Origin of the sequence: uncultured Marinobacter sp. (assembly GCF_963974375.1) — a bacterium.
Lineage (GTDB): Bacteria > Pseudomonadota > Gammaproteobacteria > Pseudomonadales > Oleiphilaceae > Marinobacter.
The window spans coordinates 1-15,943 of the sequence record NZ_CAXBDN010000076.1; the positions used below are offsets into that span (position 1 = coordinate 1).

Annotated in this window: 14 protein-coding genes and 1 pseudogene; 13 read left to right on the forward strand and 2 right to left on the reverse strand. The window is 58.8% G+C overall.

Features of this window, described 5'->3' with window-relative positions; translation table 11 throughout:
• From fliR to AAC035_RS08490, 3 genes and pseudogenes are all read left to right on the forward strand, one after another.
• Positions 1-764: flagellar biosynthetic protein FliR (fliR, locus tag AAC035_RS08480; RefSeq protein WP_339802515.1), on the forward strand; the 764-nt coding region annotated here is incomplete at its 5' end.
• Between the two features lie 38 nt (positions 765-802).
• Positions 803-1,939: pseudogene (gene flhB / locus AAC035_RS08485) on the forward strand (flagellar biosynthesis protein FlhB).
• A 347-nt stretch (positions 1,940-2,286) separates the two neighbouring features.
• Positions 2,287-2,742, forward strand: coding sequence for a DUF2147 domain-containing protein (locus AAC035_RS08490; RefSeq protein WP_339802518.1), 456 nt, complete (start codon positions 2,287-2,289; stop codon positions 2,740-2,742).
• Positions 2,743-2,800: 58 nt separating this feature from the next.
• Here the strand turns inward: AAC035_RS08490 and AAC035_RS08495 are convergent, their stop codons facing one another.
• A complete protein-coding gene (locus AAC035_RS08495; protein WP_339802521.1) occupies positions 2,801-4,072 on the reverse strand; it encodes a uracil-xanthine permease family protein in 1,272 nt (423 codons plus the stop codon).
• Positions 4,073-4,076: 4 nt separating this feature from the next.
• A complete protein-coding gene (gene upp / locus AAC035_RS08500; RefSeq protein ID WP_339802524.1) occupies positions 4,077-4,715 on the reverse strand; it encodes a uracil phosphoribosyltransferase in 639 nt (212 codons plus the stop codon).
• 201 nt (positions 4,716-4,916) lie between these two features.
• Between upp and flhA the strand changes: the two genes are divergently transcribed.
• The 10 genes from flhA to AAC035_RS08550 form a co-directional block, all read left to right on the forward strand.
• Positions 4,917-7,085 carry a flagellar biosynthesis protein FlhA gene (gene flhA / locus AAC035_RS08505; protein WP_339802527.1) on the forward strand — a complete coding sequence of 723 codons (2,169 nt, stop codon included), beginning with the start codon at positions 4,917-4,919 and terminating at the stop codon, positions 7,083-7,085.
• Between the two features lie 50 nt (positions 7,086-7,135).
• Complete coding sequence (gene flhF / locus AAC035_RS08510) at positions 7,136-8,419, forward strand: flagellar biosynthesis protein FlhF (protein WP_339802530.1); 1,284 nt, start codon at positions 7,136-7,138, stop codon at positions 8,417-8,419.
• Between the two features lie 91 nt (positions 8,420-8,510).
• Positions 8,511-9,329 (forward strand): MinD/ParA family protein, encoded by an 819-nt coding sequence (locus AAC035_RS08515; RefSeq protein ID WP_339802533.1) that lies wholly within the window; start codon positions 8,511-8,513, stop codon positions 9,327-9,329.
• 31 nt (positions 9,330-9,360) lie between these two features.
• Positions 9,361-10,113, forward strand: coding sequence for an RNA polymerase sigma factor FliA (locus AAC035_RS08520; protein WP_339802536.1), 753 nt, complete (start codon positions 9,361-9,363; stop codon positions 10,111-10,113).
• A gap of 146 nt (positions 10,114-10,259) precedes the next feature.
• A complete protein-coding gene (gene cheY / locus AAC035_RS08525) occupies positions 10,260-10,643 on the forward strand; it encodes a chemotaxis response regulator CheY (protein ID WP_339802539.1) in 384 nt (127 codons plus the stop codon).
• 50 nt (positions 10,644-10,693) lie between these two features.
• A complete protein-coding gene (locus tag AAC035_RS08530; protein ID WP_339802542.1) occupies positions 10,694-11,479 on the forward strand; it encodes a protein phosphatase CheZ in 786 nt (261 codons plus the stop codon).
• A 13-nt stretch (positions 11,480-11,492) separates the two neighbouring features.
• Complete coding sequence (locus AAC035_RS08535) at positions 11,493-13,631, forward strand: chemotaxis protein CheA (RefSeq protein WP_339802545.1); 2,139 nt, start codon at positions 11,493-11,495, stop codon at positions 13,629-13,631.
• Between the two features lie 54 nt (positions 13,632-13,685).
• The gene (locus AAC035_RS08540) at positions 13,686-14,885 is read left to right on the forward strand and encodes a chemotaxis response regulator protein-glutamate methylesterase (protein ID WP_339802548.1); all 1,200 of its coding nucleotides are present in this window, start codon (positions 13,686-13,688) and stop codon (positions 14,883-14,885) included.
• Positions 14,885-15,625: a flagellar motor protein gene (locus tag AAC035_RS08545; protein ID WP_339802551.1), complete on the forward strand. Its 741-nt coding sequence runs from the start codon at positions 14,885-14,887 to the stop codon at positions 15,623-15,625. The genes AAC035_RS08540 and AAC035_RS08545 overlap by 1 nt, the downstream gene beginning before the upstream one ends.
• Positions 15,626-15,679: 54 nt before the next feature.
• A partial coding sequence (locus AAC035_RS08550; RefSeq protein ID WP_339802554.1) for a flagellar motor protein MotB occupies positions 15,680-15,943 on the forward strand: 264 nt, incomplete at its 3' end.

Consider the following 15,943-nt stretch of genomic DNA (forward strand, 5'->3'; position numbering starts at 1 on the left):
CAGACGTCATCAGCCAGTGGGTGGGGCAACACCTGTGGCCACTGTTTCGCATCGCCAGTTTCTTTATGGTGATACCGTTTATCGGAACTCAGCTGGTACCGGCCCGGGTGCGTATGGGGCTGGCTCTGCTGGTCACCATCCTGATTGTGCCCATGTTGCCACCGGTGCCACAGGTTGAAGCCCTGAGTGCCGATGCGCTGGTCATTACCCTGCAACAGATCCTGATCGGTGTGGGTATGGGGTTCGCACTTACTGCCCTGTTCCAGCTGTTTGTTATCGCCGGTCAGATGATTGCCATGCAGATGGGTCTGGGCTTTGCCTCCATGAACGACCCGGCCAACGGCGTGAATGTGCCGGTGCTGGCGCAAATCTACAGCATCACCATTACCCTGCTGTATCTGGCCATGAATGGCCACCTGGTGGCCATCGAGGTGTTTCTGGAAAGTTTCCGGACACTGCCCATTGGTCTGGAGGGCCTGGGGCAGGCGGGTGTCTGGGATCTGGCACACCGCATCAGCTGGATGTTCGTGTCTGCCCTGTTGCTGGCCTTGCCGGCGGTAACCGCCGTCTTTATCGTCAATATCTCCTTCGGCGTGATGACCCGCGCTGCCCCTCAAATGAATATTTTTGCGCTGGGCTTTCCGATTGGCCTGATTTTTGGACTGTTTTCCATATGGGTGCTTCACGCCAATTTTCTGCCGCACTTTGAGCAGTACACCCGGGAAACTTTCGATTTCATGCGTCAGCTCCAGGGCCAGCCCTGAGCCGGCGCGGATACCTTACGGGACACTAGCAGGCCGCCATGGCTGAAGAGAACGACAACAGTCAGGAAAAAACCGAAGAACCCACGCCCCGACGCCTTGAAAAAGCCCGGGATGAGGGCCAGACGGCGCGTTCCAAGGAACTGGCAACCATGGCGGTACTGATTGCCGGTGCCGGTGGATTGCTGGTGTTCGGTGCCAGTCTTGGCGCCGCTCTTGAGGGCATCATGCGGGACGCCTTCGTGCTCGACCGGGCGGATATCTTCGATACCTACCAGATGCGTAACCAACTGCTGTCGTCTGCCTAGCAAGCCACTCTTGGCCTGGCGCCGCTGCTTGTTGTGCTGCTGATTGCCGCCATTGCCGGGCCTATCGGTATTGGTGGCCTGGTGTTCAGTGGCAAGGCCATTGCCCCCAAGCTGAACCGGATGGATCCCATCAAGGGCCTCAAACGCATGTTCTCCATGCGTTCGCTGGTGGAACTGTTCAAGGCCATAGCCAAAGTGTTGCTGGTGGGCAGTGTCGCCATTCTGATTCTGAACCTGCGGACCGAAGATCTGCTCAGTATTGCGGAGGAGCCGGCGGTGCCCGCCATGGCGCACGTACTCTGGACCATGGGCTGGAGCTTTTTCGTGCTGGCCTGCGCCACCATTGCCATTGCGATCATTGATGTGCCGTTCCAGATCTACGATCACAACAAAAAGCTGAAAATGACCAAGCAGGAAGTCAAGGATGAGTACAAGGACACCGAAGGCAAGCCCGAGGTAAAGGGCAAGATCCGCCAGCTGCAGCGGGAAATGGCCCAGCGCCGGATGATGCAGGATGTGCCGGGTGCCGATGTGGTCATCACCAACCCCACCCATTATGCGGTTGCCCTGAAATACGATCAGCAAACCATGAGCGCGCCAGTGGTGGTGGCGAAAGGGGCAGACGAGGTAGCCTTCCGCATCATGGCGGTGGCCCGGGAAAACAAGGTGGACGTTTTGCGTACGCCACCACTGACCCGTGCGGTCTATCACAATACCGACATTGGCGAGGAAATACCGGACGGCCTCTATATGGCTATTGCCCAGGTGTTGGCTTACCTTTTCCAGATGCGTCAGTTCCGCAAGGGGCAGGGTGCCAAGCCCGGTATGCCGGATCTTCCGATACCAAAGGATTTGCGACGGGATATCTAGTGTCCCGTCTGGTTAATTCGTTGACCTACTGCGTGCCGCTGGGACCTCTGGCCAAGGCGCCAGTCCGCAGGTGTGGTGGTTCCACATCAAGGGCTGGCAACACCGGCCAGAGGTCCCAGCGGCGCGCCCTTCGGGAGCCATTGAGAGCCTTGATAGCCGCGTTGCGCTGACTCGATTTGGAGCCACCAAACCTTCGCCACCGCGCCTTGCTCTCAAGGCTCTCAATGGCTCAGTAGATCAACGAATTAACCAGACGGGACACTAGAATAATGTCGGAGATGCTTAGGCTGTGGCTCGCCGAGGATGCATGATTTTATCAATTAAAACAATAAATAAGGAAACTTCTGATGAAATTGAAAACGGCTTTCAGGGTATCGGTTTCATTAGGCCTGGTGCTGTTGAGCGGTGCTGTTGCGGCGGGTCCTGTCGGCCTCTGGTACACCGAGGAAGATGATGCTCAGGTTGAAATTGCGCCCTGTGGCGACCAGCTGTGTGGCCATATTGTCTGGCTGGAAGATCCGCTGAATGATGAGGGCGAACCCCTGATCGACCGGCTTAACCCGGACGAGTCGCTGCAGGACCGGCCCATTGTCGGACTCAGGATCGTCTGGGATATGGAGCCCAAGGGTAACGGCAAGGTGTGGGAGAACGGCCGTGTCTACGACCCCGAATCCGGCAAAACCTACCAGGCAAGGATCACCCTGAAAGGAAAAGATCGGCTGGATTTGCGGGGCTTTGTGGGTACCCCCATGTTTGGACGGACGTCCACCTGGACCCGGGCCGATGAGCCCCGGGCAAAATAGTCACCCGATCGGTGGCAGCCAGGCTCTCGTCACCAGCACGATAGCCTGGCTGCCATCTTCAGTGAGGTTCGTTGTGGTGAATGCGCTCGCCCCAGGCTGCATCGGAACCAGGCAATACGAGGTTCAGTACAATGGCGACGATGCTGCACAGGGCAATGCCCTCAATCAGACCGATGACCATTCCACCGATACCAAACACCAGGGTGACACCGACGATAATCAGGTTGCGCGCCTGAGCCAGATCGACCTGGTTGCGGATCAGCGCGTTCAGGCCCACCACGGCAATTGATCCGAACAGCAGGCACAGGATGCCCCCCATCACCGGAACCGGAATTGTCTGCAGCACAGCACCAAATTTGCCGACAAACGCCAACACAATGGCAATACCTGCTGCCCACAGCATCACCCGGGGGTTGAAACTCTTGGTCAGCATCACCGCCCCGGTTACTTCCGAATAGGTGGTGTTGGGCGGACCGCCCAGCAACGCCGCTGTACTGGTGGCGAGGCCATCGCCCAGCAGGGTCCGGTGCAGCCCCGGTTTCTTGATGAAATTCTTGCCGGTGACGTTACTGATGGCCAGCACATCGCCGATGTGCTCAATGGCGGGGGCAATAGCTACGGGAATCATGAACAGCATGGCTGACCAGCCAAAGGAAGGTGTCACGAAGGCCGGCATGGCCAGCCATGCGGCTTCGTGGATTGGCGTCAGATCAACAATACCGGCAAGCGCAGACAGGACGTAACCCACCACGATACCGAACATGATCGGCACCAGCCGGAAAATGCCTTTGGCCCAGACTGAAGCGACGATGGTGACCAGCAGGGAAATCATCGCAATAACGATGGCGGTGTTGTAGGGCACCAGCTGAACGGCACCGTCACCGGTGCGGCCTGAGGCCATATGCACCGCCACCGGAGCGAGACTGAGACCGATCACCATGATCACCGGGCCGATCACCACCGGCGGCAGCAGACGGTTGATAAAGCCGGTTCCCCGCAGTTTTACCAGGGCGCTTAGCAGCATGTAGAGGATACCTGCCGCTACCAGGCCGCCCAGGGTTTCGGCCATGCCAAAGCGTTCGTTGGCGGCAATGATGGGGGCGATAAAGGCAAAGGACGAGGCCAGAAATACCGGCACCTGTCCGCCCGTCACAATGTGGAAAATCAGGGTGCCGGCACCGGCGGTAAACAGGGCCACGTTCGGGTCCATACCGGTGATCAGCGGCATCAGCACCAGGGCGCCGAACGCCACCAGCAACATCTGGGAGCCGGCCAGGGCCTGGCGCCATACGGGTTCGTTACGGAATTCCTGAGCAGATGAGGTCGCCATGGGATCAGACGTCCTTCTGCTTGGTGCCGAAGATCTTGTCGCCGGCGTCACCCAGACCCGGCAGGATATAGCCCTTTTCGTTCAGGCGCTCATCCACCGAGGCGGTGTAGATGGAAACGTCCGGATGCTTCTCGAGAACCTTCTCGACGCCCTCCGGAGCCGCCACCAGCACCAGCGCGCGAATTTCCGTGCTGCCTGCCTTCTTCAGCAGATCGATGGTGGCAATCAGCGAGCCCCCGGTTGCCAGCATCGGATCGATAATGATCGCCATGCGCTGGTCCAGTTCGCCCACCAGCTTTTCCAGATAGGTGCTGGCTTCCAGAGTTTCCTCGTTGCGGACCTGACCGACCACACTGACCCGGGCACCGGGTATCAAGGTCAGTACGCCATCCAGCATGCCCAGTCCGGCCCGCAGAATGGGGACGATGGTGACTTTCTTGCCGCCGATCTGCTCAATGGTTACCGGTCCAGCCCAGCCTTCAATGGTTTGCGGCTCGAGGATGAAATCCTTGGTGGCTTCGTAGGTCAGCAGGGCGCCGACTTCCTGGGCCAGCTCCCGGAAATTCTTGGTACTGATATCGGCCCGGCGCATCAGTCCGAGTTTGTGCTGGATCAGCGGGTGTTTAACCTCGTGGATGGGCATGGGTCACCTGTTGCAGTGGAGTCTGTGGGCGATTTTGATGTGGCCAAAAGGATACCGTATCCGGATCCGCCCGTCAGGCACTCTCTGAAAATTCCGTAATATCTGGTATGGATCTTGCGGATACCCCTGCACACACCGGCGTTCTGTCAAAAATACGACTGCGCCAATCATCGAATACCGCGAGCGGAGTAGCACCGAGACATGGATCGCGCCCTGGTTCTCAACAACGTCAAAAACCTGACACGGGGCAATCTCGGTGTTCCGATTCTGCTGATGGCATTGCTGGGCATGATGATCCTGCCCATGCCTGCGTTTTTGCTGGACGTGTTGTTCACCTTCAATATTGCCCTGTCCATCACCATCCTGCTGGTGTGTGTGTACGCCATGCGGCCCATGGACTTTGCGGCCTTCCCGACGGTGTTGCTGGTTGCAACCCTGTTGCGCCTTGCCCTGAATGTGGCGTCCACGCGGATTGTTCTGCTCAACGGTCATGAGGGTGGTGATGCCGCCGGTAAGGTCATCGAGTCCTTTGGTGCGGTGCTGATCGGCGGCAACTACGCGGTGGGTCTGGTGGTGTTTGCCATTCTCATGATCATCAACTTTCTGGTGGTCACCAAGGGTGCCGGGCGGGTCTCGGAAGTGAGTGCGCGTTTCACCCTGGACGCCATGCCAGGCAAACAGATGGCCATCGACGCCGATCTCAATGCCGGTTTGATCAATCAGGAAGAAGCCAAGCACCGTCGCTCTGAAATTGCCCAGGAAGCGGATTTTTACGGCTCCATGGACGGTGCCAGCAAGTTTGTGAAAGGCGATGCCGTTGCCGGTCTGCTGATTCTGGCCATTAACATTATTGGTGGTATCGCCATTGGTATGGTTCAGCATGGCCTGGATTTCAGCACGGCCACGGCCAATTACGCGCTGCTGACCATTGGTGATGGTCTGGTGGCGCAGATTCCGTCACTGCTGCTGGCAACGTCGGCGGCCATCATGGTGACCCGAGTGACCTCGAGTCAGGACATGGGCGGTCAGATTCTTCAGCAGATGTTCAATGCGCCCCGGTCACTGTCCATCGCGGCCGCCATTCTGCTGATTCTGGGTCTGATCCCGGGAATGCCTCATGTAGCCTTCCTCGGACTGGGTTCGATGGCCGCCGGTCTGGCCTGGTTCCTGTGGAAGCGGGACCGGCAAACGGTGGAGGAAGACTCACAGTGGCCCAGTGCCGGTCGCGACAAGGGCGTGCCCAGACCCGTATCACCGGACGCCGGCGGTCGGGGCGATGCCGGACAGGCACTGCCGGCGCCGGCGGAAACCCGGGAGTTGGGTTGGGATGATGTGGCGACGGTGGATATCATTGGTCTGGAAGTGGGCTACCGGTTGATCCCGCTGGTGGATAAAACCCAGGGCGGGCAGCTGCTGACCCGGATCAAGGGCGTGCGCAAGAAGTTATCCCAGGACCTGGGCTTTCTGATGCCTTCGGTTCATATCCGCGACAACCTGGACCTGGCGCCGAACGTCTACCGGATTACCCTGATGGGGGTGACCATAGCCGAGGCCGAGATTCATCCGGAGCGGGAACTGGCCATCGATCCCGGGCAGGTATTCGGCAAGGTGGAAGGCATCGCCGGCAAGGACCCTGCCTTCGGTCTCGATGCCATCTGGATTGATCCGGATCAAAAGGACCAGGCCCAGACCCTGGGCTACACAGTTGTCGATGCCAGTACCGTGGTTGCCACCCACCTCAACCAGATTCTGCAGAAGCACGCACACGAACTGCTGGGCCATGAAGAAGTCCAGAAGTGGCTGGATCAGCTGGAAAAGGTATCACCCAAGCTTGCCGAAGAGCTGGTGCCCACCAGTGTCTCTATCAGCATACTGCTGAAAGTGCTGCAAAGCCTGCTGCAGGAAGAAGTACCCATTCGTGATATGCGCTCCATTGCCGAAGCCGTGGTGAACGTTCACCCGAAAAGCCAGGATCCCCGGGTGCTGACTACGGCGGCCCGTCAGGCCCTGCGCCGGATGATCGTGCAAAGCATCTGTGGCAACGAGCCGGACATTCCGGTGATCACTCTGGACCCGGAGTTGGAACAGTTATTGCTTAAGAGTCAGCAACAGAGTCAACAAACTGGCGGTATCGATGATATCGGCATGGTGCTGGAGCCGGGCATGGTGGAGAAGTTGCAGCGTTCTCTGCAGGAGAGTGCCCAGCGCCAGGAGATGATGGGCAAACCCGCCATTCTGCTGGTGTCGGGGCCGCTGAGACCGGTGCTGGCCAGGTTTGCCAGTTATGGTGTGGAGCGACTTCACGTGCTCTCGTACCAGGAAATTCCGGATAACAAACAGATCACCATCGTGGCGTCGGTCGGTCAGTAAGCGATCGCTGGCAGGCCCCAGGCGGGTCAGCTTCCGAGGAGGACAGAACTATGAAAGTAAAACGTTATTTTGCAGCATCCATGTCAGCGGCCCTCAAGCAGGTGAGGGAAGACATGGGCGATGATGCTGTCATTCTGTCCAGCAAACGCGTTGATGGCGGAGTCGAAATTGTCACTGCCCTCGACTACGACGAAAATCTGGCGCGCCAGCGACTGGGTGATGCCGCTGCAGAAGCCACCAACGGAGGCCGGTTGGCGGAAATGCAGGCCGACCAGCACCGGCATCTGGAACAGGAGCTGGGTCGCTCCCGTGAACGAATTCGTGAGTTACGGGGCCAGAACAAACCGCAGATGGAATCATCGGACTGGTCCTATGGCAATACCAGGGCGGCGCCGGAAGTGATATCCGGGACTGCGCTGCCCGAGGGTGATGAGCTGGCACTTATGCGCGATGAAATCAGTTCGTTACGGGAACTGGTGACCCGGCGCCAGCCGTCAGCGCAACCGGCGCCGGCTGACGTAAAGGTGGCGGCCGACGCCACCGTGCGCAGACTGTCCGAGCGCTTGCAGGAATTCGGTCTGAATCCGGAGCTGGCGGAGTCACTGGCCCGTCAGAACGGCCGTGGCCGGCTGGAAGATGGCTGGAAGCAGGCCCTGAAGATTCTTGCCGCCGGTGTGCGCAGTCAGCAGGGTGAATGGTTGCAGCGTGGTGGTGTGTACGCGCTGGTGGGGCCGACCGGCTCCGGCAAGACCACCACCATCGGCAAGATTGCCGCCCGTTATGTTCTCGAACACGGCGCGGAATCACTGGCACTGGTGACAACAGACCGCTACCGGGTTGCCGCCCATGAGCAGCTTTTCGTGTTTGGCCGTATACTCAACGTGCCGGTGCGTGTTGTGGACGACACCCATACTCTGGATGCCGTACTCGACGAACTGGCAGACCGGCATCTGGTGCTGGTGGACACCGCTGGCCTGACCCGGTCAGACCCGGGCTGCAATGAGCAGTTGCAGGAACTGGCGAACAGCCACCACCGGATACAGACCCAGCTGGTGGTGCCGGCGACCAGTCAGCCCAGAATCATGAAATCCATGTGGCATTGCTATAAGATGGCAAATCTTGCAGGTTGCGTGATGACCAAGCTCGATGAAGCCCTGACCCTCGGCGAGGTGCTGGGGTTCGCCATGGAAACGTCATTGCCGGTGGCCTGGGTCACCGACGGTCAGAAGATTCCGCAAGACCTGCATCCGGCCAATCCTGCGTCGCTGGTGCGTTTGGGGATTGACCGGCTAAAAGAACTACGTCGTCAACACGCGGTTGCGGAAGGCGCCTGACGCGTCGCGCTGACTCCTGTCGGTTACTGGCAGCAGCCGGCTTTCGGTCAGCAGGACGACAGACAGCAACACAGCGGAAACCAGGCACTTTATGAGCAAACCACATCCGGTTCAGGTAATCGCGGTCACCGGTGGCAAGGGCGGCGTTGGTAAAAGCAACGTGTCGGTTAACCTTGGCATCGCACTTTCCCAGATGGGACGAAGGGTCGTTCTGTTGGACGCGGACCTTGGCCTCGCCAACATAGACGTTCTGCTGGGTATTACTGCCAATCGCAATCTGGCCGATGTGCTGTCCGGCGACTGCGATCTGCGGGATATACTGGTCAACGGCCCGGGCGGTCTGAAAATCGTGCCGGCCTCCTCCGGTACCCAGCGAATGACCCAGCTTTCGGCGCTCGAGCACGCCGGCCTGATCAATGCGTTCAGCGAGCTGGGTGACCAGATTGATGTGCTGATTGTAGATACAGCCGCAGGCATTTCCGAGAGTGTTGTCAGCTTTCTGAGAGCATCCCACGAATTGTTGCTGGTGGTCTGCGATGAGCCCACCTCCATTACCGATGCCTACGCGCTGATCAAGCTGATGAATCGGGATTACGGCGTCAACCGCTTCCGGATTCTTGCGAATCAGGTCAGAAGCGAGCAGGAGGGCCGTCACCTGTTCAGCAAATTGACTCGGGTCACCGAACGCTTCCTTGACGTTGCACTACAATATACGGGCATGGTTCCATACGATGAAGCCGTTCGCAAAGCGGTTCAGCGTCAGCGGGCCGTATTGGATGCCTACCCGCGGGCCAAGGCCTCGCTTGCCATCAAGGCGCTTGCGGAGAAAGTGGACAGCTGGCCCTTGCCGTCGTCCCCCCGCGGGCATCTGGAATTTTTTGTTGAGCGCCTGGTTAACGCGAACGCCTGATTCACCACCGTAGTACAGGTAAGCCGGATACATGACAGTGGCCAGAAGTCTCGGAATCTATCATCAGACCGGTCAGCGCCAGGCGCATCAGCTGGTGGAGCAGCACGCTCCCCTGGTGAAGAAGATCGCCCTGCACATGCTGGCGCGTTTGCCTGACTCGGTGCAGCTGGACGACCTCATGCAGGCGGGCATGATTGGCCTGCTTGAAGCAGCGGCCAAATACCAGTCAGATCGTGGCGCCGCGTTTGAAACCTACGCCGGCATCCGCATTCGTGGTGCCATTGTTGACGAAATCCGTAAGGGTGACTGGGTGCCCCGTTCGGTTCACCGCAATGCCCGCCGTGTAGCCGCTGCCATCAGGACTGTTGAAAATCGCGAAGGTCGCGAAGCACAGGATCCGGAGGTGGCTGCGGAACTGGATATGACCATCTCCGAGTACCACGCCTGCCTCAGTGACGCCAACTCTGGCCGACTTTTTAGTCTCGATGAGCTCAATGAATCCGGAGACCTGCCGATACACGAACAGGAAGCGTCGGATAATCCGCTGGACAATCTCTCCTCCGGCAACTTTCGACGTCATCTGGCCACCGCTATCGATGGCCTGCCGGAACGTGAAAAGCTGGTGCTCAGCCTGTATTACCAAGACGAGCTCAACCTGAAGGAAATCGGTGCGGTGCTTGGTGTCAGCGAGAGCCGCGTCAGTCAGATCCACAGTCAGGCCGCACTGCGCCTGAGGGGACGGATGTCTGACTGGCAGTCAGAGGATTCAGGAACATCGCGATAGAATCAGAGGTTGCGATAACACATTGAAACGGACAGTGGCGCTGAGACTGCTAGAATCGCTGCCACGACCGTTTGAAACGATTGTCAGGAGTCCGGCGCGGTGCCGCCTCCGGCGCTAATTCCGGCGTTTACCCATTGGAGGTCCCATTGGACAAGAACATGAAAATCCTCATTGTGGATGATTTTTCCACAATGCGAAGGATCATCAAGAACCTGCTGCGAGATCTCGGTTTCACCAACACCGATGAAGCCGACGATGGCAACACTGCGCTGCCGATGCTGCGCACCGGGAAGTACGATTTTCTGGTGACCGACTGGAACATGCCCGGTATGTCAGGCTTTGATCTGCTGAAAGAGGTTCGTGCCGATGACAATCTCAAGAACCTGCCGGTACTGATGGTTACGGCGGAAGCCAAGCGCGATCAGATCGTGGCGGCGGCTCAGGCCGGTGTTAATGGCTACGTGGTCAAACCGTTTACGGCGGCTGTGCTCAAGGAAAAAATCGAGAAGATTTTTGAGCGAATTCAGTAACGCGCCCAAGTGCGTTTTGTCATCAGCAACCAGAGTCCGGATGTACTTCCATGGGCAATGATAATTCGAAAACCGCCGGCCTTGACCCGGAAATGACCAGCCGGTTGAAAGAACAGGCCCATGAGCTGGTCGAGCAGGTCAATGCCGGCGACTATGCCAGGGCCATGAACCTGATCAACGACCTGAGTGAGGTTCGTGATCAGAGCCTGTACCGCGAGGTGGGGCGACTTACCCGAAGTCTGCATGAGGCGATCCGCAATTTCCAGATACAGCCTCAGAACCCGGAGCAGCAGCAAGCCCTTTCGCAGATGTCGGATGCCTCTGACCGTCTGCAGTACGTAGTGGAAATGACCAGCAAGGCCGCCAACCGCACCATGGATCTGGTGGAAGATGCCATGCCGCGGGCCAGCGCCATGTGTGAGGAGGCCAAAGCCTTGCGGCAAGACTGGCAGCGGCTGCGTCGGCGTGAAATGGAACCTGCCGAATTTCGTGAGTTGTACGGGCGCATCGACCGCTTTTTTGAAACCATGACCAGCGATGCGGAAAACATGTACCGCAACCTGTCCGAAATCCTGCTGGCTCAGGACTTTCAGGATCTGACCGGCCAGGTTATCCAGAAAGTGACCGCGCTGGTAAAAGACGTGGAAGAGAATCTGTTGAGCCTGGTGGTGATGGCCAGTCATGTCGATCAGCTCACTGGCACCGTGCATGACATCAAAGAACAAGAGTCCTCCCCGGAACAGGGTGAAGGTCCACAGATACGCGCCGCAGAGCGGGTTGACGTAGTGTCCGGGCAGGACGACGTTGACGACCTGCTGTCCAGTCTCGGCTTCTGAGTGAGGTAATTGCATGGCATTTGATGCAGATGAAGAAATCCTTCAGGACTTCCTGGTTGAGGCCGGTGAAATACTGGAACAGCTCTCTGAGCAACTGGTGGACCTGGAGCGGCATCCCGATGACAGCAATCTGCTGAATGCCATATTCCGTGGTTTCCACACCGTCAAGGGCGGCGCCGGCTTTCTCCAGCTGGATGCGCTGGTGAATTGCTGCCATTCCGCCGAGAACGTGTTTGATACCCTGCGCAATCACAAGCGTCAGGTTACGCCTGAGTTGATGGATTCTGTCCTGCAGACGCTGGACAACGTCAATGCCATGTTCGAGCAGGTGCGTAATCAGGAAGAGTTGACGCCGGCACCGGACAGCCTGATCGCAACCCTGGATCAGTTTGCCTTGCCGGAGGGTGAGGGTGCAGCAATTGCCAGCGTGGCGGCCTCTGCGCCGGCTGACGCCCCATCCCTGTCGGAATCCGCTGAAGACCACGGCGATATTACCGATGAGGAGTTTGAACAGCTTCTCGACGCGCTCGATGACGACAAGGCCCGGTCAGCGGCACCGGCATCCGGTTCCGGCGCTGGCTCGGCAGAGCCCGCCCCGGGGAATTCCGCGGACAGTGGCGAGATAACCGACGATGAATTCGAGGCGCTGCTGGATCAGTTGCACGGTAAGGGCCAGTTCTCCGGAAAGGCCGCTGAAGATGCGCCCTCAGCCGGTGAGGCTGCAGAAGACGACGTCATCACTGAAACTTCCGGATCTGCGGCAGACCAGACCGGCAGTGCGGGTGACGACCTGATTTCCGATGACGAATTCGAGGCCTTGCTCGACCAGCTTCACGGCAAGGGCAAGAGCCCCGCGGAAACGGCATTCACCGCTGAGCCTGCGGCACAAGACAAAGCCCCAGTGCCGGCGGCAAAGCCACAGCCGGCTATTCCCGCCAAAGCCGCAGAACCGGCCATTGCGGCGGTACCTGCCCGGGACTCTCAGCCCACGGCTGAAACCACGGTGCGCGTCGATACCCGTCGCCTTGATGACATCATGAATATGGTGGGTGAGCTGGTGCTGGTCCGTAACCGGCTCCAGCGCCTGGGCGCCGACAGCGAAGATGAGCACATGCACAAGGCGGTGTCCAACCTGGATGTGGTGACCACCGATCTGCAGGCTGCGGTGATGCAGACCCGCATGCAGCCCATCAAGAAGGTCTTCGGTCGCTTCCCCCGCGTGGTCCGCGATCTGGCCCGGAGCCTGAAAAAAGAGATCAATCTGGTCATGCATGGCGAGGACACCGATCTCGACAAGAATCTGGTGGAAGCGCTGGCGGATCCGCTGGTGCATCTGGTTCGCAATTCTGTTGACCACGGGGTTGAGGCGCCGGATGTACGGGAAGCTGCCGGCAAGCCACGCACGGGGCAGGTTATTTTGTCGGCAGAACAGGAAGGTGACCATATCCTGTTGTCCATCGAGGATGACGGCGCCGGTATGGATCCTGACGTTCTGCGCCGCAAGGCGGTGGAAAAAGGCCTTTATGATCAGGATGCAGCCGACCGCCTCAGCGCCACCGAATGCTACAACCTGATTTTTGCCGCCGGCTTCTCCACCAAGGAGAAAATTTCTGATGTCTCCGGGCGCGGTGTCGGCATGGACGTGGTCAAGACCAAGATTGGCCAGCTCAATGGTCAGATTCAGGTGGATTCCAAGCTGGGTCGTGGTACCTCGATCCGCATCAAGGTGCCGCTGACGCTGGCTATCATGCCGACATTGATGATCATGCTGGGTAACCAGTCCTTCGCCTTGCCGCTGGTGAATGTGGTGGAAATCTTCCACCTTGACCTGACCAAAAAGAACATTGTGGATGGTCGCGAGTGCATCGTGGTCAGAGACAAGGTATTTCCCATCTTCCATATCAAACGCTGGCTGGTGCCCGGTTCCGGGAGCGAGGCAGATCCGGCCAATGGCCATGTGGTAATTGTGGCCATGGGCACCAAGCGGGTCGGCTTTGTGGTAGACCAGCTGGTGGGCCAGGAAGAAGTGGTGATCAAACCTCTGGGCAAGGCCTTGCAGGGCACGCCCGGTATGGCGGGGGCCACCATCACCGGTGACGGACGTATTGCACTTATTATTGATGTGCCCAGCCTGCTGCAGCATTACGGTTAGCCGGAACTCACCGGTTGGTGGCGGGGCCTGTTCCCGCGTCTGAAGGAGGAAGGAATGACGGTTTCTGTTCTGGTCGTTGATGATTCCGGATTTTTCCGCAAGCGACTGACGGAAATCCTCAACGCTTCCGGCAATATCCGGGTGGTGGGCGTGGCGACCAACGGCAAGGAAGGCGTTGAAATGGCAGAAAAGCTGCGGCCGGACGTGATTACCATGGATTACGAGATGCCGGTCATGAACGGCATCACCGCAGTGCGGGAAATCATGAAGCGTCGCCCGGTGCCGGTGCTGATGTTCTCATCGCTGACCTACGAGGGCGCCCGGGTAACACTGGACGCACTTGAAGCCGGTGCCGTTGATTTCCTGCCCAAGAACTTTGAGGACATTGCCCGGGATGGCAGTGAACTGCAGCGCATCCTGCGCCAGCGCATTCTCGATGTGGCGGGCAGTCGCCCGGGTGCCGCCTCGCGCCGGGCCGATTCCCCCGCGCCGACCGGGACAGCTGTCCCGCGGACTCCGGTGCACCGTACGACGCCGCCAGAGTCCCCGGATACTTCAGTCAGTTCCGGTGGCGGTGCCCCGGATCGGATGGGTGGACTGCCGTCTCGACCATCGTCCACACGGTCGCCTTCCGAGCGCCCGGAGCCTACGGTCAGGAGCAGCGCCCGCAAAACCCCGGCCCGTCACTACGACGTGGTGGCCATCGGCACCTCAACCGGTGGTCCCATCGCGCTGCAGAAAGTGCTGACCGAACTGCCGGCCCGGTTTCCGTCCCCACTGATTCTGATCCAGCACATGCCGGGCAGTTTTACCCCGGCCTTTGCCGAGCGCCTGAACAAACTGTGCCAGATCGAGGTGCGCCAGGCAGAAGATGGTGATTTGCTGAAGCCCGGTGTCGCCTTGCTGGCCCCGGGCGGCAAGCAGATGATGATCGAAAACCGCGGTGGCCAGGGCCGGGTGCGGATACTGCCCGGGGATGATCGTCTCAATTACAAACCCAGTGTCGATGTCACTTTCGGGTCGCTGGCCCGCAGTTATCCGGGCAAGACCCTGGGCGTTATCCTGACTGGAATGGGGGCTGACGGTAAGGAAGGCTGCCGGATGATGAAAGAATCAGGGTCGGTGATCTGGTCCCAGGATGAGAGAACATCGGTCATTTACGGCATGCCCATGGCCGTCGCCAAGGCGGGATTGACAGACGAAGTTCTGCCCCTGGATGAAGTGGGTCGCAGGTTGGTGGAAGGCGTGAGCTGATGGATATCCTCAGCCTCATCGGCATTATTCTGGCGTTTGCGGCACTGTTGGGCGGCAACCTGCTGGAAGGAGGCACTCTGGCGTCCCTGTTCAATGCGCCGGCCGGGCTGATTGTTGTTGGCGGTACATTGGCTGCCACTATCCTGCAGACCTCCTGGCCTTTGCTGAAGCGTGCTGTTTCCCAGTCCCGCTGGGTGCTTTTCCCGCCTTTTGTGGGCATGGAAGATGGCATGGGCAAGGTCATTGACTGGAGCGTCAAGGCCCGAAAACAGGGGCTCCTGGGGTTGGAGGCGGTTGCCGAGAGTGAGCAGGAGCCGTTTGCCCGTAAAGGTTTGCAGTTACTGGTGGATGGCGCAGAAACCGAGACCATCCGCAGTGTTATGGAAGTGGATCTTGAATCCCGGGAACAACGGGACCTGGAAGCGGCCCAGGTGTTTGAGGCCATGGGTGGCTACTCGCCCACCATTGGTATTATTGGTGCCGTCATGGGGCTTATTCAGGTCATGACCAACCTGGAAGATCCGGCTTCTCTGGGTAGCGGCATCGCCACGGCCTTTGTGGCGACCATCTATGGTGTGGCTCTGGCCAATCTGCTGTTTTTTCCGGTGGCCAACAAATTACGGGAAATCATACGTCGGCGCAGTCGTTACGAGGACATGATGATCGATGGCATCGTGGCCATTGCCGAGGGCGAGAACCCCCGGTCCATTGAGTTGCGACTCCGTGGCTTCATTCAGTAAACGCGCCGCACCGGCACGCCTGATTCCTGAGTTAAGGGCAAGGGAAAATCAACTTTGAGACGACGTCGCTTGCAGGCGGAGGCCAATCAGAACCGGGAGCGCTGGCTGATTTCCTATGCGGATTTCATCACGCTGCTGTTTGCGTTTTTTGTGGTCATGTACGCGGTGTCCTCGGTGAACGAGGGCAAGTACAAGGTGCTCTCCGAAACCCTGACCGGAGTCTTCAACGCGCCCCAGCGATCCATTGAACCCATTGCCATCGGCGAGCAGCCGGTGCGCGCTCCGGCCCAGCCGGATCAGGTGATTCCGGCACAGATC

Bases quoted from the DNA above. Each gene is read 5' to 3' on its own strand.
- AAC035_RS08490 (WP_339802518.1), top strand. From the start codon at position 2,287: ATGAAATTGAAAACGGCTTTCAGGGTATCGGTTTCATTAGGCCTGGTG.
- AAC035_RS08495 (WP_339802521.1), bottom strand. From the start codon at position 4,072: ATGGCGACCTCATCTGCTCAGGAATTCCGTAACGAACCCGTATGGCGC.
- upp (WP_339802524.1), bottom strand. From the start codon at position 4,715: ATGCCCATCCACGAGGTTAAACACCCGCTGATCCAGCACAAACTCGGA.
- flhA (WP_339802527.1), top strand. From the start codon at position 4,917: ATGGATCGCGCCCTGGTTCTCAACAACGTCAAAAACCTGACACGGGGC.
- flhF (WP_339802530.1), top strand. From the start codon at position 7,136: ATGAAAGTAAAACGTTATTTTGCAGCATCCATGTCAGCGGCCCTCAAG.
- AAC035_RS08515 (WP_339802533.1), top strand. From the start codon at position 8,511: ATGAGCAAACCACATCCGGTTCAGGTAATCGCGGTCACCGGTGGCAAG.
- AAC035_RS08520 (WP_339802536.1), top strand. From the start codon at position 9,361: ATGACAGTGGCCAGAAGTCTCGGAATCTATCATCAGACCGGTCAGCGC.
- AAC035_RS08530 (WP_339802542.1), top strand. From the start codon at position 10,694: ATGGGCAATGATAATTCGAAAACCGCCGGCCTTGACCCGGAAATGACC.
- AAC035_RS08535 (WP_339802545.1), top strand. From the start codon at position 11,493: ATGGCATTTGATGCAGATGAAGAAATCCTTCAGGACTTCCTGGTTGAG.
- AAC035_RS08540 (WP_339802548.1), top strand. From the start codon at position 13,686: ATGACGGTTTCTGTTCTGGTCGTTGATGATTCCGGATTTTTCCGCAAG.
- AAC035_RS08545 (WP_339802551.1), top strand. From the start codon at position 14,885: ATGGATATCCTCAGCCTCATCGGCATTATTCTGGCGTTTGCGGCACTG.